The 18,252-nt window shown below is 62.7% G+C and carries 16 protein-coding genes and 1 tRNA gene; 8 read left to right on the top strand and 9 right to left on the bottom strand.

Features of this window, described 5'->3' with window-relative positions; all coding sequences use genetic code 11:
* Nucleotides 1-248 precede the first annotated feature (248 nt).
* Nucleotides 249-2,501: a DNA topoisomerase IV subunit A gene (parC, locus tag FJ954_RS15940; RefSeq protein WP_140617081.1), complete on the bottom strand. Its 2,253-nt coding sequence runs from the start codon at nt 2,499-2,501 to the stop codon at nt 249-251.
* A gap of 331 nt (nt 2,502-2,832) precedes the next feature.
* Here parC and FJ954_RS15935 point away from each other — a divergent pair, with 331 nt between their 5' ends.
* A complete protein-coding gene (locus FJ954_RS15935; RefSeq protein WP_140661924.1) occupies nt 2,833-4,023 on the top strand; it encodes a hypothetical protein in 1,191 nt (396 codons plus the stop codon).
* Between the two features lie 228 nt (nt 4,024-4,251).
* On the opposite strand, the gene aspS is transcribed toward FJ954_RS15935, so the two are convergent.
* Nucleotides 4,252-6,039 (bottom strand): aspartate--tRNA ligase, encoded by a 1,788-nt coding sequence (aspS, locus tag FJ954_RS15930; RefSeq protein ID WP_041163861.1) that lies wholly within the window; start codon nt 6,037-6,039, stop codon nt 4,252-4,254.
* A 222-nt stretch (nt 6,040-6,261) separates the two neighbouring features.
* Here aspS and FJ954_RS15925 point away from each other — a divergent pair, with 222 nt between their 5' ends.
* The 3 genes from FJ954_RS15925 to rnd all read left to right on the top strand — a co-directional run bounded on the left by FJ954_RS15925 (nt 6,262) and on the right by rnd (nt 9,271).
* Nucleotides 6,262-6,636, top strand: coding sequence for an avidin/streptavidin family protein (locus FJ954_RS15925; protein ID WP_015318281.1), 375 nt, complete (start codon nt 6,262-6,264; stop codon nt 6,634-6,636).
* Nucleotides 6,637-6,799: 163 nt separating this feature from the next.
* Nucleotides 6,800-8,044 carry an MFS transporter gene (locus tag FJ954_RS15920; protein ID WP_140661923.1) on the top strand — a complete coding sequence of 415 codons (1,245 nt, stop codon included), beginning with the start codon at nt 6,800-6,802 and terminating at the stop codon, nt 8,042-8,044.
* Between the two features lie 75 nt (nt 8,045-8,119).
* A complete protein-coding gene (gene rnd, locus FJ954_RS15915) occupies nt 8,120-9,271 on the top strand; it encodes a ribonuclease D (protein ID WP_140661922.1) in 1,152 nt (383 codons plus the stop codon).
* 47 nt (nt 9,272-9,318) lie between these two features.
* Here the strand turns inward: rnd and FJ954_RS15910 are convergent, their stop codons facing one another.
* The 5 genes from FJ954_RS15910 to FJ954_RS15890 all read right to left on the bottom strand — a co-directional run bounded on the left by FJ954_RS15910 (nt 9,319) and on the right by FJ954_RS15890 (nt 12,673).
* Nucleotides 9,319-9,738: an MAPEG family protein gene (locus FJ954_RS15910; protein WP_015318284.1), complete on the bottom strand. Its 420-nt coding sequence runs from the start codon at nt 9,736-9,738 to the stop codon at nt 9,319-9,321.
* 25 nt (nt 9,739-9,763) lie between these two features.
* Nucleotides 9,764-10,306, bottom strand: coding sequence for a hypothetical protein (locus FJ954_RS15905; protein WP_015318285.1), 543 nt, complete (start codon nt 10,304-10,306; stop codon nt 9,764-9,766).
* A gap of 31 nt (nt 10,307-10,337) precedes the next feature.
* On the bottom strand, nt 10,338-11,840 hold the full coding sequence (gene guaB, locus FJ954_RS15900; RefSeq protein ID WP_015318286.1) for an IMP dehydrogenase: 1,503 nt from the start codon (nt 11,838-11,840) through the stop codon (nt 10,338-10,340).
* 135 nt (nt 11,841-11,975) lie between these two features.
* Nucleotides 11,976-12,431 carry a PIN domain-containing protein gene (locus tag FJ954_RS15895; protein ID WP_140617088.1) on the bottom strand — a complete coding sequence of 152 codons (456 nt, stop codon included), beginning with the start codon at nt 12,429-12,431 and terminating at the stop codon, nt 11,976-11,978.
* Nucleotides 12,428-12,673 carry a type II toxin-antitoxin system prevent-host-death family antitoxin gene (locus FJ954_RS15890; RefSeq protein WP_140617089.1) on the bottom strand — a complete coding sequence of 82 codons (246 nt, stop codon included), beginning with the start codon at nt 12,671-12,673 and terminating at the stop codon, nt 12,428-12,430. Before FJ954_RS15890 ends, FJ954_RS15895 begins: the two co-directional genes overlap by 4 nt.
* Before the next feature lie 241 nt (nt 12,674-12,914).
* Here FJ954_RS15890 and FJ954_RS15885 point away from each other — a divergent pair, with 241 nt between their 5' ends.
* Nucleotides 12,915-14,336: an MFS transporter gene (locus tag FJ954_RS15885; protein ID WP_140661921.1), complete on the top strand. Its 1,422-nt coding sequence runs from the start codon at nt 12,915-12,917 to the stop codon at nt 14,334-14,336.
* Between the two features lie 129 nt (nt 14,337-14,465).
* Here the strand turns inward: FJ954_RS15885 and FJ954_RS15880 are convergent, their stop codons facing one another.
* Nucleotides 14,466-15,263, bottom strand: a complete 798-nt coding sequence (locus FJ954_RS15880; protein ID WP_015318290.1) for an RlmE family RNA methyltransferase — start codon at nt 15,261-15,263, stop codon at nt 14,466-14,468.
* Nucleotides 15,264-15,288: 25 nt separating this feature from the next.
* Nucleotides 15,289-16,650 carry a Ppx/GppA phosphatase family protein gene (locus tag FJ954_RS15875; RefSeq protein WP_140662079.1) on the bottom strand — a complete coding sequence of 454 codons (1,362 nt, stop codon included), beginning with the start codon at nt 16,648-16,650 and terminating at the stop codon, nt 15,289-15,291.
* A gap of 352 nt (nt 16,651-17,002) precedes the next feature.
* Here FJ954_RS15875 and FJ954_RS15870 point away from each other — a divergent pair, with 352 nt between their 5' ends.
* The 3 genes from FJ954_RS15870 to FJ954_RS15860 all read left to right on the top strand — a co-directional run bounded on the left by FJ954_RS15870 (nt 17,003) and on the right by FJ954_RS15860 (nt 18,186).
* The gene (locus tag FJ954_RS15870; protein ID WP_015318292.1) at nt 17,003-17,935 is read left to right on the top strand and encodes a lysylphosphatidylglycerol synthase domain-containing protein; all 933 of its coding nucleotides are present in this window, start codon (nt 17,003-17,005) and stop codon (nt 17,933-17,935) included.
* A 3-nt stretch (nt 17,936-17,938) separates the two neighbouring features.
* Nucleotides 17,939-18,127, top strand: coding sequence for a hypothetical protein (locus tag FJ954_RS15865; RefSeq protein ID WP_140661920.1), 189 nt, complete (start codon nt 17,939-17,941; stop codon nt 18,125-18,127).
* Nucleotides 18,113-18,186 (top strand) — tRNA-Gln (locus FJ954_RS15860). Before FJ954_RS15865 ends, FJ954_RS15860 begins: the two co-directional genes overlap by 15 nt.
* Nucleotides 18,187-18,252: the final 66 nt, after the last annotated feature.

Below are 18,252 nucleotides of genomic sequence, written 5' to 3'. Positions count from 1 at the left end.
CCCATCCGGTCAGTTATGCACCGATATAGTGCAGCAATCGTGACGATACTCCAAATGGTGATGGCGCAGCTGCCAATCTCCCCGCTCGTGGGGAATCTCCTGCAGGACAGACGGGGGCGTGAACCCCTGATCTGACCTTAAGGACCGAGAATTGCGAGAGGTGTAGCCAGCCATTTGATGCGCTGGCGGGACAGCGCCTCCTCTGGCCAGCCGGCCATTTCCCCCACGAGGGAGGAGATCGGCAGCTTCTAGCCGAACTTCCCAGTCCTTGGGAATCCCTTAGGCACCATCCGTCCCGCCGACGCCCGGGCGCCGATCCATTCAGCCAATTCCTCGCGCGACCGGGTGAAGGTACGGTCGGCCGAATCCTGCCAGGAGAGACCGGTCTCCAGCGTGAACGGCTTGAGGTCGAGCAGGCCGCCGTCCTTGTATTTCTGCAGCCGCACACCCTTGCCGCGACCCATCTCCGGAATTTCCGAGAGCGCGAACACCAGCATCTTGCGGTTCTCGCCAACGATGGCCAGGTGATCGCCGGTGACCGGCACGCAGCGCTTGGCCTCGTCCGGCGCCTTGACGTTCATCACCTGCTTGCCCTTGCGGGTGTTGGCGACCACCTCTTCCTCGGGAACGATGAAGCCGTTGGCGTCGAAAGAGGCGAGCAGCAGCTTGCGCTTGGGATCGTGGACGAAGGCGGTGACGATGTCCTGGTCATTGTCCATGTCGACGATGATGCGGATCGGCTCGCCATGGCCGCGGCCGCCCGGCAGCCGGTCGGCGCCGATCGTGTAGAACTTGCCGCCGGTCGTGAAGACCAGAACCTTGTCCGTCGTCTGGGCATGGAAGGCGAGCTTGAGGCTGTCGCCCTCCTTGAAGGTCAGCGTCGAAAAATCGGCCAGATGGCCCTTCATCGCCCGCAGCCAGCCTTTTTCCGAAACCACCACGGTGACCGGCTCGCGCTCGATCATGGCGTGCGCGATATCGGTCAGGTCGTGCTCGGGCGCGTCGGCGAACTGCGTGCGGCGCTTGCCGATCTCGGTCTCCGGACCGAACTTGTCGCGAACCTGAGTGACTTCCCACTTGATGGTCGACCACTGCTTGGCATCGGACGCCAGCAGTGCCTCGATCTGCTTCTTCTCCGCGGTCAGGCCGTCGAATTCCTTGCGGATCTCGAATTCTTCCAGCTTGCGCAAGGCGCGCAGCCGCATGTTGAGGATCGCTTCGGCCTGGGTGTCGGTGAGCGACCAGCGGGCCATCATGACCTGCTTGGGCTCATCCTCCTCGCGGATGATCCTGATCACCTCGTCGATGTTGAGATAGGCGATCAGGTAGCCGGCAAGGATTTCCAGCCGCCTCTCGATCTCGCCGAGGCGAAATTTCGAGCGACGGATGAGGACGTCGCGGCGGTGGTCCAGCCATTCCTGCAGCACGCCCTTCAGCGACAGCACGTTGGGCACCTTGCCGCGCGACAGCACATTCATGTTGAGCGGGAAACGGCTTTCGAGCTCGGTCAGCTTGAACAGCGATTCCATCAGGATGCCTGGGTCGACCGAACGGCTCTTCGGCACCAGCACGACGCGGATGTCCTCGGCGCTTTCGTCCCTGATATCCTCGAGCAGCGGCAGCTTGCGGGCCATCAACAGCTCGGCGATCTTCTCGATCAGCCGCGCCTTCTGCACCCCATAGGGGATTTCGGTAACGACAATGCTCCAGGTGCCCCTGCCCTGGTCTTCCTGGTTCCATTTCGACCGCACGCGAAACCCGCCGCGGCCGGTCTCATAGGCTTCGAGGATCGAGGCACGGCTGTCGACGATGATGCCGCCGGTCGGAAAATCCGGGCCCTGGACGAAATCCATCAGCTTCGCCACCGGCGCATCGCGATGCTCGATCAGATGCAGCGCCGCGTCGCAAAGCTCTGCGGCATTGTGCGGCGGGATCGAGGTCGCCATGCCAACCGCGATGCCGGACGAGCCGTTGGCCAAGAGATTGGGGAAGGCACCGGGGAGCACGACCGGCTCCTCGTCTTCTTCATTGTAGGTCGGCCGATAGTCGACCGCGTCCTCGGTGATGCCGGCAAGCAGATCGGTGGCCACGTCGGTCATACGCGCTTCGGTGTAGCGCATGGCGGCGGCGTTATCGCCGTCGATGTTGCCGAAATTGCCCTGGCCGTCGACCAAGGGGTAGCGCATCGAAAAATCCTGCGCCAGCCGCACCAGCGCATCATAGATCGACTGGTCGCCATGCGGGTGGAACTTGCCCATCACCTCGCCGACGATACGAGCGCATTTGGCGAACCCCTGGTCGGGGTTGAGGCGCAACAGGCGCATGGCGTGCATGATGCGGCGATGGACCGGCTTCAGTCCGTCGCGCACATCCGGGAGCGCCCGGTGCATGATGGTCGACAAAGCATAGGCGAGATAGCGCTCTTCCAGCGCCTTCTTCAGGTCGACCGGTTCGATATGATCGCCGCCGCCATTGTCAGGCGGCAAAAGCCTCTTTCCCATGGGCTGCACCTAGCCGAGCGGGTGATTCGCGGCAAGAGGCGCGCACCGGGCCAGTCGATTTGCGCGCAATTCTGCAACAGAAAACCGCAAGGTCGAGCTTGCCGGCCAACATCAATCTGTTACATGCCGCATCTATTGCGAAGCACGCTGGCGGCTCGACCTTCATGCCAAATTCACTGCATTCTCCAATAGCGGTCGGATCGGGTTTGCCTTTCAGCGCGATTTTCGACCATTGTGCCGGGACACGCCTTTTTCCCGTCCAGTTCGTCACGGAATGGTGATGGCGCAACGAATTGAAAAATAATTTCAGGACACTCTCAGGGACCTTGCGATGACAATCAACCGCTCAACTCTCCGGAAATTCGCACTTTCGACCTTCTTGCTCACGCTGCCGCTGAATGCGGCCCTTGCCCAGGACGCGGCGGTCGCGGACCGGCTGAAGGCAGCACTCTCCGCCCAGGGCGTCGACATCTCCTGGACCGGCGTGACCGGCGACAACACCAGCATGATACTGCAGGGCGTGTCGGTGAAACCGGCCGCGGAAAAGGAAGCGCTGACGATCGGCGACGTCAAGCTCGAGAACATCACCGAGGCCAATGGCGGCTATGATATCGGCACCGTGTCGACCTCGGCCTTCGAACACAGCAAGGACGGCGTCACCCTGGATCTCAGCCCCTTCGTCATCCACGACATGACGGTGCCGGCCGACGACTCCACCAGCCCGCTTGGCTCGCTGATGATGTACAAATCCGCTGAACTCTCGAACATGACGGTCAAGGTCGCCGACAAGACCGCTTTTTCGATGGACGGGCTTGCCATCCAGATCACGCCGCCCGCCGACGGCAAGGCGATGGAATTCACCGCCAACACGGAGAAATTCACGGCCGATCTCTCGCTGGTCGAGGACCCCAAGTCCAAGGAGGTCATCAACGCGCTCGGCTACCAGAACATTTCGGGCAATCTTGAAATGGCCGGCACCTGGCAGCCGTCGGACGGCAAGATGGAGCTGTCGAAATACGACATATCCGTCGAGAATGCCGGCACGCTCGGCATGACCTTCGACCTCGGCGGCTACACGATCGACTTCATCAAGTCGCTGCAGGAAATGCAGAAGAAGATGGCCGCACAGCCGGAAGGCGCCGACAATTCGGCGCAAGGCATGGCCATGCTCGGCCTGTTGCAGCAGCTTTCGTTCAACAGCGCATCGATCCGCTTCGACGACGATTCGCTGACCGGCAAGGTGCTGGACTATGTCGGCAAGCAGCAGGGCATGTCGGCCAAGGACATCGCCAACCAGGCCAAGGCAATCGTGCCGTTCGGCATGGCGCAGCTCAACAATCCCGAGCTGACGGCCCAGGTTACGGCGGCTGTCAGCAAATATCTCGACGATCCGAAGAGCCTCGAAATCTCGGCCGAGCCGCCGGCATCGGTGCCGTTCGCGCTGATCATGGCGGGCGCCATGTCCAACCCGCTCGACCTGCCGAAGACGCTCGGCGTGACCGTCAAGGCGAACGAGGACTGATCGAATTAGCTGCCTTCTCCCCGTCACTATACGGGAAGAAGGTGCCGGCAGGCGGATGAGGGGCAGCGCCGACGCTTGCGAATATGAATTCCAGTCTGAAACGATTGCCTGTCAGAAGGCCTCGGCTGCTACGATCGCTCGCAAATCCCCAGCATCCGCGCTGCCCCTCATTGTCCTGCCGGACATTTCTCCCCGTATAGTGACGGGGAGAAAGGGCAGTTGCACCCGTCAGTCCTTCTTCACCGGCGCTACCCGCAGCGCCAAATCGCGAAGCTGCTGCGGCGAGGCTTCCGACGGCGCGTTCATCAACAGGTCGTAAGCCTGCTGGTTCATCGGGAACATGGTGATCTCGCGCAGGTTCTTCGCCCCGACCAGCAGCATGACGACGCGGTCGACGCCGGCGGCCATGCCGCCATGCGGCGGCGCGCCATACTGGAAGGCACGGTAGAGGCCGCCAAAGCGCTCCTCGACCGTGGCGCGGTCGAGCCCGACCGTCTCGAACGCCTTGACCATGGTTTCGGGCAGATGGTTGCGGATACCGCCACTGGCGATCTCGAAACCGTTGCAGACCATGTCGTACTGGAAGGCCTTGATGCCGAGCAGATCCTCGCCGTTCAGCGCATCGATGCCACCCTGCGGCATCGAGAACGGGTTGTGGGCGAAGTCGATCTTCTTCTCCTCCTCGTTCCATTCGAAGAACGGGAAGTCCACGATCCAGCACAGTTCGAAGCGTTCGCGGTCGACGAGGTTCAGCTCCTCGCCGGCACGGGTGCGCGCCGCGCCGGCGAACGACACGAACTTCTTCGGATCACCGGCGACAAAGAAAGCGGCGTCGCCGTCGGCAAGACCGAGTTGCAAGCGGATCGCCTCGGTACGTTCCTCGCCGATGTTCTTGGCGAGCGGGCCGGCGCCTTCGAGCTTGTCGCCTTCCTTGCGCCAGAAGATGTAGCCCAGGCCCGGCTGGCCCTCGCCTTGCGCCCAGCTATTCATGCGGTCGCAAAAGGCGCGGCTGCCGCCGGTCTTTGCCGGAATGCCCCACACCTCGGCCTTCGGATCGTTGGCCAGGATGTTGGCGAACACCTTGAAGCCGGAATCGCGAAAATGGTCGGAGACGGCTTGCATCTCGATCGGGTTGCGCAAGTCCGGCTTGTCGGAGCCGTATTTGCGCATGGCGACATCATAGGGGATGCGCTGGAATTTCTGCGTCACCGGCTTGCCGTTGGCGAAGGTCTCGAAGACGCCGCGCATCACCGGTTCCATGGTCGACAGCACGTCGTCCTGCTCGACGAAACTCATTTCGAGGTCGAGCTGGTAGAATTCGCCGGGCAAGCGGTCGGCGCGCGGGTCCTCGTCACGGAAGCAGGGCGCGATCTGGAAATAGCGGTCGAAGCCCGACACCATGATCAGCTGCTTGTATTGCTGCGGCGCCTGCGGCAGCGCGTAGAAGGTGCCGGGATGGATGCGCGACGGCACCAGGAAGTCGCGCGCGCCTTCCGGCGACGAGGCGGTCAGGATCGGCGTCGAGAATTCGGTGAAGCCGACCTCGCCCATGCGCTTGCGCATCTCGGCGATGATCTTCGTGCGCGCCACGATGTTCTTGTGCAGTGTCTCGCGGCGCAGGTCGAGGAAGCGGTATTTCAGCCTGATGTCCTCGGGATAATCGGGCTCGCCGAACACCGGCAGCGGCAATTCCTTGGCCGCCGACAACACCTCGATCTCGCGGGCGAAAATCTCGATCTCGCCGGTCGGCAAATTGGCGTTCGTGGTCTCGGGCAAGCGCGCCTTGACCTCGCCATCGACGCGGATCACCCATTCGCCGCGCAAGGTCTCGGCGATCTTGAAGGCAGGCGAATCGGGATCGGCGACGATCTGGGTCAGGCCGTAATGGTCGCGCAGGTCGATGAACAGCAGGCCGCCATGGTCGCGCACGCGATGCACCCAACCCGACAGGCGAACGGAATTGCCGACGTCGCTCTTTCGCAACTGGGCACAGGTATGGCTGCGGTAACGGTGCATGGTCATGGATAAAAGTCCGGGATTGTGAGTGGCGGGCCAAAGCATCGCAGCCCGGCCCAAAATTTGCGCGAAAAGCGCATGAGAGGCATGGTTTGTCAAGGCAAAGGGACGGAGGGGCGATCTCTCAGCTTGGAACTTCGGCTTTCAATTTATGGCCGGTCATGTGGCGGAACGGTGAACCGCCTGTCGCGTTAGCGCATGATGGACCGAGAGGAGGCAAACGTGTTTTCCTGGAAGGGCACTTGGCGCAATCAATACGGTTCGGTTGTAATTATTGAGGACGATAGTGAGGGTTTGATCCGCGGTGTCTTCAAGACAGCGTTGCCCGACAGCAGCTTTTCCGGGATGGAAGTGCCTCTTCACGGGGCCGCTCATGGAGATGTGATCGGCTTTACTTCCGCGGCGTCAGGAAAGACGGGGCCGGCGGCGGTCAGCTATACCGGCATTTTTCGAGACGGCAAGATCGAGATGTTGTGGCACACGGTGGCTGGCCTGGCTCTTTCAGCCGATGCCGAGGGTGAGCCCGCAAAGCTGACCACGGTTGGAACATGGCGCGCCTTCGGGACCAGCCTAGACATTTTTGAGCGCGTCGATTGATACTCTGACCGATTAACCGGCGCTGCCGGTCGCCATCGACATCTGTTTCATCCGCCGAGCTGAATTCGGGCCGAGGCCTTGCCGCCTTTTCATTGGCAAATGCCGCTGGCATCGACGGAGACGATGGTCCAAAAAGGATCAACGATGAGCGGCTGTATTCCTTATGTCCTCCATCCGTCCCCTGATCCCGCTTCTTCTCGCCGCAGGCATCCTCCTCGGCGGCAATGGGCTGCAGAGCACGCTGATCGCGCTGCGTGGCGTGCAGGAAGGGTTTTCGGCTTCCGACATCGGCCTGATGGGCACCTTCTATTTCGCCGGCTTCCTGCTCGGCTGCCTGGCCATCACCCGCATCATGAAGGCGGTGGGCCATATCAGGGCGTTTTCGGCGCTGGCGGCGATCGCCTCCGTCGGCACCTTGCTGCTCGTGCTGGTTCTCGGTCCGGTGATGTGGTGCGCGGTGCGCTTTGCCGGCGGCTTCTGTTTCGCCGGATTGTTCACCATCGTCGAAAGCTGGCTGAATTCCGGCGTCACCAACCGCGACCGCGCCCGCGTGCTGGCGATCTACCGGATGGTCGATACCGGATCGGTGACATCAGCCCAGTTCCTGATTCCCGTCTTCGGCGCCGGTGGCTTCACCATCTTCGCAATCATGTCGATCATGATCACGCTGTCGTTGGTGCCGGTCTCGCTCGGCGACCGCTCCAACCCGACGCCGCCGGAAGAGGTCAAGCTCGATCTGGCCCGCGTCTGGCGGATTTCGCCTCTGGGCTGCTTTGGCTGCATCGCCGTCGGCGTCACCAACAGTGCCTTTCGCACCTTGTCGCCGGTCTATGCGGAGCAGATCGGCATGTCGGTCGGCGATGTCGTCACCTTCGTCAGCGTCGGCATTTTCGGCGGCGCCATCATCCAGTATCCGCTCGGTTACCTCTCCGACCGCTGGGATCGGCGCCGGGTGCTGCTGATGACGACCTGCTGCGCGATGCTTTCGGCTCTGGCGCTGGTGTTCATCGCCGGCAGCAACCCGCTGCTCAACTTCATCATCATCTTTATCTTCGGCTGTTTCGCCATGCCGCTGTATTCGCTGTCGGCGGCACATTCCAACGACCGCGCGGATGCCGGCGAGTTCGTGCTGATCAACGCCGCCCTGATGCTGTTCTACTCCTTCGGCGCTATTGGCGGCCCTTTCGCGGCCTCGACCGCGATGCAGTATTTCGGGCCAAGCGCGCTGTTCGTCTTCAGCGCCGTGGTCTACGCGATCTTCATTGCCGTCATCCTCTACCGCATGCAGGCACGCTCTGGAGTACCGGCGGGCAAGCGCAGCCGCTTCACGGCGCTGTTGCGCACGTCGACCATTTTCGCGCGGCTGGCGAGGAGAAATAGTGATCCAGACAGTCCGGAAGGGCCGTGACGATGGCGCCACAGCTTGACGAAAGCCTTCCCGGCTGAAATCTAGGAAGACCCTACTCCTGCCAAAAGCGATTTGATGCACGTCATCACCACCCAGAAAGAACTCGAGACCGTTCTCGCCGCTTTCGAAAAGTCGGATTTCGTCACCGTCGACACCGAATTCATCCGCGAAACGACCTTCTGGCCAATCCTGTGCCTGATCCAGATGGCCGCGCCCGGCGTGACCGCGCTGATCGATCCGCTGTCACCTGACATCGACCTGGCTCCCTTCTTCAGGCTGATGGCCAACGAGGCGGTGGTCAAAGTCTTCCATGCGGCGCGCCAGGACATCGAAATCATCGTCCATCTCGGCGACCTCGTTCCGCACCCGGTGTTCGATACCCAGGTGGCGGCGATGGTCTGCGGCTTCGGCGACAGCGTTTCCTACGATCAGCTGGTACAGCGCATCACCGGGGCGCGGCTCGACAAGTCGTCGCGCTTCACCGACTGGCGCCATCGGCCGCTGTCCGACAAGCAGCTTGATTACGCGCTGGCCGACGTCACGCATCTGATCGAGGTCTATCAGCACCTCAACGCCGAGCTGGCGCGGGAAAACCGCGCCCACTGGCTGAATGAGGAGATGGATGTCCTGACCTCGCGCGAGACCTACGATCCGCACCCCGAGGATGCCTGGAAACGGCTGAAGATGCGGCTTCGCAAGCCCCAGGAGCTGGCGATCGTGCAGGCCGTGGCGGCATGGCGCGAACGCGAGGCGCGCGAGCGCGACGTGCCGCGCGGCCGTGTGCTCAAGGACGACGCGATCTACGAGATCGCACAGCAAGGACCGCGCGATGCGCCAGCCCTTGCCAAGCTGCGCACCACTCCCAAGGGATGGGAACGCTCCTCGACGGCGACGGCATTGCTCGGCGCGGTCAACACCGCGCTCGCCCTGCCCAAGGAGCAGATGCCGAAACTGCCGAAAAACTTCCAGCCGCCCGAGGGCTCGAATGCGGCCGCGGAACTGTTGAAGGTGCTGCTCAGGATCATCGCCGAAAAACAGGGCGTCGCCTCGAAGGTGCTGGCCTCCAGCGATGACATCGATCGCATCGCCGCCGAGGGCGAGGATGCCGATGTGCCCGCGCTGCAAGGATGGCGGCGCGCCGTGTTCGGCGAACACGCGCTGAAGCTGGTACGCGGCGAGATCGGCATCAAGTTCGACAATCGCAAGATCGCGGTGTTCGATCTATAGGCGCCGGCCTTTCCCCCTTCCCTTTTGGAGAAGGTGATTGGCGCAGCTCATACGATCGCGAGCAAGTGCAGGGCCAGCCAGATCCAGCCCAGCGCCAGCACCACCGCGCCCAGCACGAAGGAGCGGTTGCGCACCAGCAGCTTATTGCTGGTCAGGTGAAACCAGGCGTGAAAATAGCGCGACGCGACAAAAATCCACATCAGTGCGAGGGTGATGTAATTGACGCCGTTGGTCATGTGCAGTGTCAGGCACAGCACGTAGAAAAGCACCGGCAGTTCGAATTGGTTGATCAAATTGTTCGCGACGGTGACAGTAGAGGCCGGCTCGGTCGAACGAACCTTGTACTGGCCGACCTTGGCTTCACCCGACTTGACGGCAAAATAGCGGCGCCGGCCCATGACGATATAGACGATGTAGATCAGCAGCACGTGAGCCAGCACAGGCCAGAAGATCGTGGTCTGGTTCATGAAGTCGCCCCTGCCCTGCCCCGCTTCAACTCCGACGTCTTTGGCCTGCCAGCCAGAAAGCGGCAATGACGATGACCGGGACGGCGAGAAGCGCGAATTTGGTGACGATCAGCGCCGAGGCAAAGGACAGCGAGTCCGGATTGGCGTAGAGGAAATCGGACAGAAGGCGCGCCACGGCGATGTTCTGGGCGTAGTCGGCGAGCGTATAGGGCAGCACCAGGACCAGCGCGAAGACCGCCTGCATCTGCGCCGGCAGCACGCGGAAATTCTTCAGGCGCCGGCCAGTTGCCAGGATCAGGCTGACCAGCGTCAGCGACAACAGCGCCGGAAACAGAAGATCGAAGGTCAGGTAGTGCCAGACTAGGATGATCTCGCTGCCGCGCCGGCCAAGCGCCGTAAGCCAGGCCATGCCTTCGTCGGGCGTGAATCCGAAATAGCGCATGTCGAGCGAGGCCAGGCCCCCGCTCAGTCGACGGAAATAGAAGAACTCCATCCCTGTCATGGCGACAAAAACCGCCGCCGAGAGGAAGCAGAACGCCCCGACATGGCGCGACAAGCGCAGCACCATGGAGGTCAAGTTCGCCCAAAGTCCGGAAGAATCAGGCTCCGCCGGGATAGTTGGGGCTTTCGCGGGTAATCGTGACGTCATGGGCGTGGCTTTCACGAAGTCCGGCGTTGGATATGCGCACAAAGGTGGCGCGGTCGCGGAAATCGGCAAGGTCGCGGCCACCAACATAACCCATAGCGGCTTTCAGCCCGCCCGCAAGCTGGTGCAGCACGCCAGACACAGGTCCTTTATAGGGAACCTGCCCTTCAATGCCTTCCGGCACCAGTTTCAGCGTGTCGCGCACCTCGGCCTGGAAGTAGCGATCGGCGGAGCCCCGCGCCATGGCGCCGACCGAGCCCATGCCGCGATAGGCCTTGAAGGAGCGGCCCTGGTGCAGATAGACCTCGCCCGGGCTTTCGTCGGTTCCGGCAAGCAGCGAGCCGATCATGGCGGCGCTGGCGCCGGCGGCGAGTGCCTTGGCGAGATCGCCGGAATATTTGATGCCGCCGTCGGCGATCACCGAGGCGCCTGATTTGTGCGCCGTCTCGACCGCCGACATGATGGCCGAAAGCTGGGGAACGCCGACCCCGGCCACAATGCGGGTGGTGCAGATGGAGCCCGGACCAATGCCGACCTTGACGGCGTCGGCGCCGGCGTCGATCAGCGCCCGCGTGCCTTCCGCGGTGGCGACGTTGCCGGCCAGGATTCGCACGGAATTGGAAAGCTTCTTCGCCCGCGTCACCGCGTCCAGCACGCGCTGCGAGTGGCCATGCGCTGTGTCGATCACCAAAAGATCGACGCCGGCCTCGATAAGACGCTCGGCGCGCTCGAAGCCGTCATCACCGACGCTGGTGGCGGCCGCGGCGCGCAGGCGCCCCTGCGCATCCTTGGTGGCGTGCGGGTTGAGCTGCGACTTCTCGATGTCCTTGACGGTGATCAGCCCGACGCAATTGCCCGTTTTGTCGACCACCACCAACTTCTCGATGCGGTGCTGGTGCAGAAGCCGCTTGGCCTCGTCCTGGTCGACGTTCTCCTTGACCGTGATCAGGTTCTCACGGGTCATCAATTCGTAGACCTTTTGCGCCGGATCGGAAGCGAAGCGCACATCGCGGTTGGTCAGGATGCCGACCAGCCGCCCGGTCTTGTGGCCACCGGCGCCGCCATTCTCGACCACCGGAATGCCCGAGATCGAATAGGTGCGCATCAGCGACAATGCGTCGGCGAGCGTGGCGTCGGGTCCGATCGTGACCGGGTTGACCACCATGCCGGATTCGAATTTCTTGACCTGCCGCACCTGCTCGGCCTGTTCGGCGGGCGAGAAATTGCGATGGATGACGCCGATGCCGCCGGCCTGCGCCATGGCGATGGCAAGCCTTGCCTCGGTGACCGTGTCCATCGCCGCCGACAGGATCGGCACGTTGAGATCGATGTCGCCGGCGATGCGGGTGCGGATGTCGGTCTGGCCGGGCATCACCTCGGAATGACCGGGCTGCAAAAGCACGTCGTCAAAGGTCAGCGCCAGTGCGCCGGTGGACGTTTCGATGATTTTTGCCATGGCCAGCCCTTTGAATGCGAAAAAGCGCTGGACCGGAATGGACAGCGCCGACTCGTTATTCCCTTTCAGGATTGGCGGTGGCTGGTAACACGTCGCGGGACGGATGAAAAGCCGATCGTTGCGTCGTTCCGCGTTCTAGTCGCCAGACTTCCCCGCTAGAGCATCAAGCAATGGGTGACGCGGCGCTGCGAAAGGACTGACGACAGTGACCGCGCCCCATGTGAAGCCGTCTTGCAGATCTTCCGAGACCAGCAGCCGACAGCCAGCTTGCGAGGCCGTGGAGAGAATGACCGAGTCCCAAATGCTGAGTCGATGATCGGTAGCCAGATCAGCGGCCATCATCATCACGTCCTGCGTCGTCGCGGCAACGGAAAATGCGTCGCTCCAGCTCAGAAGGGCATCCCGTGCCTCCAGGGGCGGTCTTCCTGCTTTGCGGACCAAAACGTTGAAGAGTTCACCAAGAACCTGAACAGGAATAACCGCGTCATCTTGCCGGAGATCGCGCAGCAATTCGAGAACGATGTCGCGCTTCTCCGCACCGTTCACCCCTTCCGCGTAAGCAAGGATATTCGTATCGAGCGCGATCTTCAATGCTCGTCCTCATAAAGCTCATCGCGCGTCCACTGCCCGGCATTCATGACAGGCTGGCGCTCAAGGCGCGACAACAACGCCGCGCGCGATCGGGCAGCCACACCCTCCTGATGATCCGCAGGCACGATCCGAGCGACCGGACGCCCGTGACTGGTCACCACGTAGCTTTGTCCTTCGCGAACGCCGCGCAGTAGGAGAGAAAACCTGCGATTGGCATCGGCCGCCGAAACACCTTTTTCCATGGCAATGTCCCCATAGTAGTTATATTCACTACAATAATGATGTGTGTCGTTCCATGCAAGGTGTCCCTTGCCTGGCAGGGATCTCTGCCGGCATGGGGCATGCCAAAGCGAAAGGCCGCATCCTTGCAGTCGCACAAAAGTGACAGCAATTTAACACGACATCACCCTCTGGCCGTGATAACCGCCCTGCGTGCCGGCTTGCCCCAGCCGACGACACAGAGAATCAGTCCGGACGCGTCTTGTGAACCGCACCATTCCGCTCATATTGGCGGTCGCTCTCTTCATGGAAAACATGGATTCGACCGTCATCGCGACATCGCTGCCGGCGATCGCCATCGACATCCACACCAGCCCGATCGCGCTCAAACTGGCGCTGACGGCCTATCTGGTGTCGCTGGCGATCTTCATTCCAATCAGCGGCTGGATGGCCGATCGCTTCGGCGCCAAGACCATCTTTCGTGCCGCGATTGCAGTGTTCATTGCCGGTTCGGTGGCGTGCGCCCTCTCCGGTTCGCTGCCCGCCTTCGTAGTCGCGCGTTTCCTGCAAGGCATTGGCGGCGCCATGATGACCCCGGTCGGGCGCCTGGTTCTGGTGCGCGCCACGCCCAAGAGCGAACTGGTCGCCGCCATGTCGTGGCTGACCGTTCCCGCGCTGGTCGGCCCGCTGGTGGGTCCGCCGATCGGCGGCTTCATCACCACCTACTTCACCTGGCACTGGATCTTCCTGATCAACGTCCCGATCGGCCTGATCGGCATTTGGCTTGCCACTCGCTTCCTGCCGGAAACCGAGGCAACCGAGACGCCGCCGCTCGATTTCGTCGGTTTCGTCCTGAGCGGGCTGGCCGCTTCAGGCGTCGTCTTTGGCCTGTCGGTGGTCAGCCTGCCTTATCTGCCGCCGGCGACCGGCTTCATCACGATCGCCGTGGGACTGCTGTCGGGCGCGCTCTATCTCATGCATGCGCGCCGCGCCAAAAATCCGCTGCTGGCGCTCGAACTGTTCCGTAACCAGGTGTTCCGCTCGTCGGTGCTTGGCGGCTCGCTGTTTCGCATCGGCATCGGCGCCGTGCCGTTCCTTTTGCCGCTGATGTTCCAGATCGGTTTCGGGCTGACACCGTTCCAGTCCGGCATGATCACCTTTGTCTCGGCGATCGGCGCCATTGGTATGAAATTCGTCACTGCGCTGATCTTCCGCGTTGTCGGCTTTCGCCGCGTGCTGATCGTCGGCTCGCTGGTCGCCGCCGCATCGATCGCCATCTACGGCCTCTTCACCCCCGAAACACCTTACGCGCTGATGCTGGCCATATTGCTGGTCGGCGGCTTCATCCGCTCGATGTTCTTCACCGGCATCAACGCGCTCTCCTATGCCGAGGTGTCGGCCGAGGATACCAGCAAGGCAACGCCGATCACGGCGGTGTTCCAGCAGCTCTCGATCGCGCTCGGCGTGGCGCTCGCCGGCGGCATTCTGGAAGTCTCGACCTCGATCCATGGCGGCCCGCTGACGCTGCGCGACTTCCATACCGCCTTCTTCATCGTGGCGGCGGTGTCGGCGGCGGCGTCGCTGTCGTTCATGCGGATGGCGCCCGACGCCGGTAACGCCGTCTCCGGCCATGGCCGGCTGACGACGCCGAAGACGCTGGAACCCGTCAGATCGCCGGGAGAGTGATAAGTCGCCGTAGAGCGATCAGCCGCGGCGTCCCCGGCCGTTCGCCATGGCTCCGGGCGCTCGAGTCCTTCGGAACGTCCACTGGACGTTCCGATCCGCCTGGCGGCGGACCGGCGGGGAGCTGGCCTTTCAGCCGTCGGCGTCCCCCGGCCCTTCGCTATGGCTCGGGGCGCTCGAGTCCTTCGGAACGTCCACTGGACGTTCCGATCCGCCTGGCGGCGGACCGGACTCTCGCCCCTTAAAATCCTTGGCCAACAGATAGAGCTCCACTGATTCATCGCGTGAGGCCGGCGGCTTGACGTGATGGACGGAGCGGAAATTCTTCTTGAGCATCGAGAGCAACTCATTTTCGGCGCCGCCCTGGAAGGTCTTGGCGAGGAAATGGCCGCCCGGCTTGAGGACCGAGAGCGCGAAATCGGCCGCCACCTCGCACAGATGCATGGTGCGGATATGGTCGGTCCGCTTGTGGCCGGTGGTCGGCGCCGCCATGTCGGACAGCACGACATCCGGATCCCCGCCCAGCGCCTCGGCCAGCCTTTGCGGCGCGTCGGCGTCCAGGAAATCCATCAGCAGCACCGGCGCACCGGGCACGGCGTCCATTTCGAGATAATCGATGCCGATGACATGCGGGTTTTCGGCCGTCGATTTCGTGCGCGCGGCCGCGACCTGGCACCAGCCGCCGGGGGCGGCACCCAGATCGATTACTTTCATGCCGGGCTTCAAGAGGTGGTGCTTGTCGTCGATCTCGATCAGCTTGTAGGCCGCGCGCGAGCGATAGCCGTCGGCCTTGGAGCGCTGGACATAGGGATCGTTGATGTGGCGCTGCAGCCAGCGGCGCGACGATTCCTTCAGCCCGCTTTTCTTCTTGATCCGCGTCTTCAGCACGCGAATGCTGGCGGATCCTGGCTTTTCCGGTTTCTTCGTCATTGCCTGATTTCTTGTTTGAGCATGATCATGATGCCCTGGCACGCCCGTCATTGCGCCAGACGCCGTCATCGGCCATCAGCTCACTCAATATTCCTTCGCGCAAGCCCCGGTCGGCGACGCGCAGCCTCTCCGAGGGCCAGACGGCGCGGATTGCTTCGAGGATGGCACAACCGGCCAGCACGAGATCGGCGCGGTCGGCGCCGATGCAGGGGTTGGCGCAGCGCTGCTGGAAATCCCAGCCGACCAGTTTCTCCACCATGCGGTCGACGCTGTCGCGGTCCATCCACAGGCCGTCGACCCGTCGGCGATCGTAGCGCTCGAGGTCGAGATGGACGCCGGCCAGCGTCGTCACCGTGCCCGAAGTGCCCAGCAGATGAAAATTCGGGCCGGCCTTGAGATGGCTCAACCGATCGCGGCCATCGAAAGCGGCCAGCCTGCCGGCGACGTCGTCGACCATGGCGGTGAATATCTCGCGCGTCACGGTGCGGCCGCCAAAGCGTTCCGCCAACGAGACGACGCCGACCGGCAGCGAGGTCCACGAGACGATGTGATTGGCCAGCCGCGGCGAACGGCGGCCGGTGAGATCGATCAGCGCGATCTCGGAAGACCCGCCACCGATGTCGAACAGGACGACGCCCTGCGTGTCGCGCTCGACCAGCGAACCGCAGCCGGAAACCGCGAGACGGGCTTCGGTCTGGCGGTCGATGATCTCGAGCTTCAGGCCAGCCTCGCGTTCGACGCGATCGAGGAACTCCACGCCGTTTTCGGCGGTGCGGCAGGCTTCGGTGGCGATCAGCCTTGCTTTCCTGATCTTGCGGCCGCGCAATTTATCGCCGCAGACCTTCAGCGCCTCGACCGCGCGGTCCATCGCCGGCTGACCGAGCCGGCCATTGGCGGTGAGCCCCTCGCCCAGCCTGACGATGCGCGAGAAGGCATCGATGACGCGAAACTGGCCATGACGCGTGGGAACGGCGACCAGCAGCCGGCAATTGTTGGTGCCGAGGTCCAGCGCGGCGAAGACGGGAAGCTCGTGCACCGGCGGCCGGCGGTGGCCTTGTTCGGGGCGAGGCAATGAAGCGGCGGGCGAGATTGTCGCCGCGGCAACAGGCTTCAAATCCACCGCCGCGACATGAGCCTTGCCTTGCACCGGCGATTGATTGTCCCCTGGGCGCGCCTCGTCACGCGCAAAAACCTTGCGTCCACGCCTTCGCTTGCGCCGTTTCTTGGGCTTGCCCTTCTGGGTCGCGTCGCCAGCCTGCCCATTCACGGAGCGAGGCTCCGTTGGGCGGCGTTGCTGCCAACCGGCTGTCCCCGGGCCTGATGGCCCCAGGGAAGCGCTGGACGCGCCCACCTCCGGCGCGCCTGCGCCGGTGTCGCGGTCTTCCACTGTCGTTCCTTCCGGCGCCGCGCGAACCGGTGAAGGACGCAGCAGGCGCTTTGGCATGTTTCAAGTTGCCGCCAGACTAACAGCGCCGTGCCCGATCACCAAGAGCCGCATGCTGAATTTTGCCGGCTGGGTGCGCGGGCCTGTTTTTGCACTGGCGTAATGTACCGGCAAGGCTGGGCTGGTAGCGAAACACCGTCGCGGCGCGCGGCAAACAGGGACGGCGTCAGGCGCGACAAGTGTTCGCGGTTGAATAGCCGGCTTCAATGAGGCATCTCTGAAATGAATGGGAAATCCGGGGCGGACGGCCTCTCGACGGAAAGGAAGCGGATACGCAACGCATGGCAGTCGGGCAATGAACTGGAAACGCTATTTCTGGCCGGTCGTCGGCATCGGCGCGGTGATCTTCTCCCTGCTGCTGCTCTGGCATGAATTGCGCGGCATCTCGCTCGACGACGTCTGGGATGGGCTGGCGGCCATTCCAACTCGTGGCTGGATGCTGGCGGGCTTGAGCTCGGTCGTCGCCTATGCCGCGCTCGCCGGCTACGATCACATCGCGCTGCTGCATATTGGCAAAAAGGTGTCGTGGCTGTTCGTGACACTCTGCTCCTTCACCACCTACGCGCTGTCGCACAATATCGGCGGCTCGGTGTTCTCCGGCGCCGTCATTCGCTACCGTGCCTACGGCACAAGGGGGCTGACCGGCCAGGAAGTCGGCGTGCTGGTGGCGATCTGCTGGATAACCTTCGTGCTGTCGACGTTACTGGTCTCCGGCCTTGTGCTGGTGTTCGAGCCGCGGATCATCGACCGCTTTTCCGGCATTGCCCATCACGGCCTGTCGGAGGCGGCAGGCATTGCGATGCTGGTCCTCATCGCAGCCTATGTATTCGGCAGTTGGCTGCACCTGCGCCCGCTGAGGATCGCCGGGTTTCAGTTGCACTATCCGGCGCTGCCGATCGTCGCCAGGCAGTTGCTGATCGGCCCGATCGAACTGCTCGCGGCCGCGGCGATCATCTTCTTCGCCCTGCCCGAGGTGCACAATCCCGGCTATTTCGTCGTGCTGGGCGTCTTCCTGGTCTCCTTCTCGGTCGCCCAGATTTCGCACGCGCCAGGCGGCCTCGGCGTTTTCGAGGTGGTGTTCCTGGCCGGGCTTTCCGACATGGACCCGGTCGGCGTGGTGGCGGCGCTGCTGGTGTTCCGGCTGTTTTATCTCATCGTCCCGCTGTTTCTGGGCCTGGGCATCGTGCTGTTCTTCGAACGCTCGCAGTTCAGCCGCAAGGAGAGCTGAGGCTTGGAGGTTCGCACGCCACCGGAAAAGCTGGTGTTCGGAACCGGTGATGAAACCTGGCAATTGAACCGCAAAGCAGACTTGACTATTTTCCACTGGCGGCTACAAGGCAGCGCTCAAGCGGCTCAGCTGTTCGGCCCGCGCGGTTTTCACTTTTACGGTGATTGTCACGCCTGCTGGGGAATAGGTTAACGGTAGACCCACGGACTCTGACTCCGTTAGTCCTGGTTCGAATCCAGGTTCCCCAGCCAACACCTCTTTAATCGTTGTTTTCAGCTGCTTAGCGAACATTAGAAATTGCTAAGTGTTACACCCAA

The sequence above is a fragment of the Mesorhizobium sp. B2-3-15 genome, from assembly GCF_006442875.1.
GTDB lineage: Bacteria > Pseudomonadota > Alphaproteobacteria > Rhizobiales > Rhizobiaceae > Mesorhizobium > Mesorhizobium australicum.
The sequence above is the reverse complement of the archived record's forward strand: the minus strand, read 5'-3'. Positions and strand labels throughout refer to the sequence as shown.

Excerpts from the sequence above, each read along its gene's own strand:
- FJ954_RS15920 (WP_140661923.1), top strand. The coding sequence starts at position 6,800 with ATGTCCTCCATCCGTCCCCTGATCCCGCTTCTTCTCGCCGCAGGCATC.
- rnd (WP_140661922.1), top strand. The coding sequence starts at position 8,120 with ATGCACGTCATCACCACCCAGAAAGAACTCGAGACCGTTCTCGCCGCT.
- FJ954_RS15870 (WP_015318292.1), top strand. The coding sequence starts at position 17,003 with ATGAACTGGAAACGCTATTTCTGGCCGGTCGTCGGCATCGGCGCGGTG.
- guaB (WP_015318286.1), bottom strand. The coding sequence starts at position 11,840 with ATGGCAAAAATCATCGAAACGTCCACCGGCGCACTGGCGCTGACCTTT.
- aspS (WP_041163861.1), bottom strand. The coding sequence starts at position 6,039 with ATGCACCGTTACCGCAGCCATACCTGTGCCCAGTTGCGAAAGAGCGAC.
- parC (WP_140617081.1), bottom strand. The coding sequence starts at position 2,501 with ATGGGAAAGAGGCTTTTGCCGCCTGACAATGGCGGCGGCGATCATATC.
- FJ954_RS15890 (WP_140617089.1), bottom strand. The coding sequence starts at position 12,673 with ATGGAAAAAGGTGTTTCGGCGGCCGATGCCAATCGCAGGTTTTCTCTC.
- FJ954_RS15905 (WP_015318285.1), bottom strand. The coding sequence starts at position 10,306 with ATGGTGCTGCGCTTGTCGCGCCATGTCGGGGCGTTCTGCTTCCTCTCG.
- FJ954_RS15910 (WP_015318284.1), bottom strand. The coding sequence starts at position 9,738 with ATGAACCAGACCACGATCTTCTGGCCTGTGCTGGCTCACGTGCTGCTG.
- FJ954_RS15880 (WP_015318290.1), bottom strand. The coding sequence starts at position 15,263 with ATGACGAAGAAACCGGAAAAGCCAGGATCCGCCAGCATTCGCGTGCTG.
- FJ954_RS15935 (WP_140661924.1), top strand. The coding sequence starts at position 2,833 with ATGACAATCAACCGCTCAACTCTCCGGAAATTCGCACTTTCGACCTTC.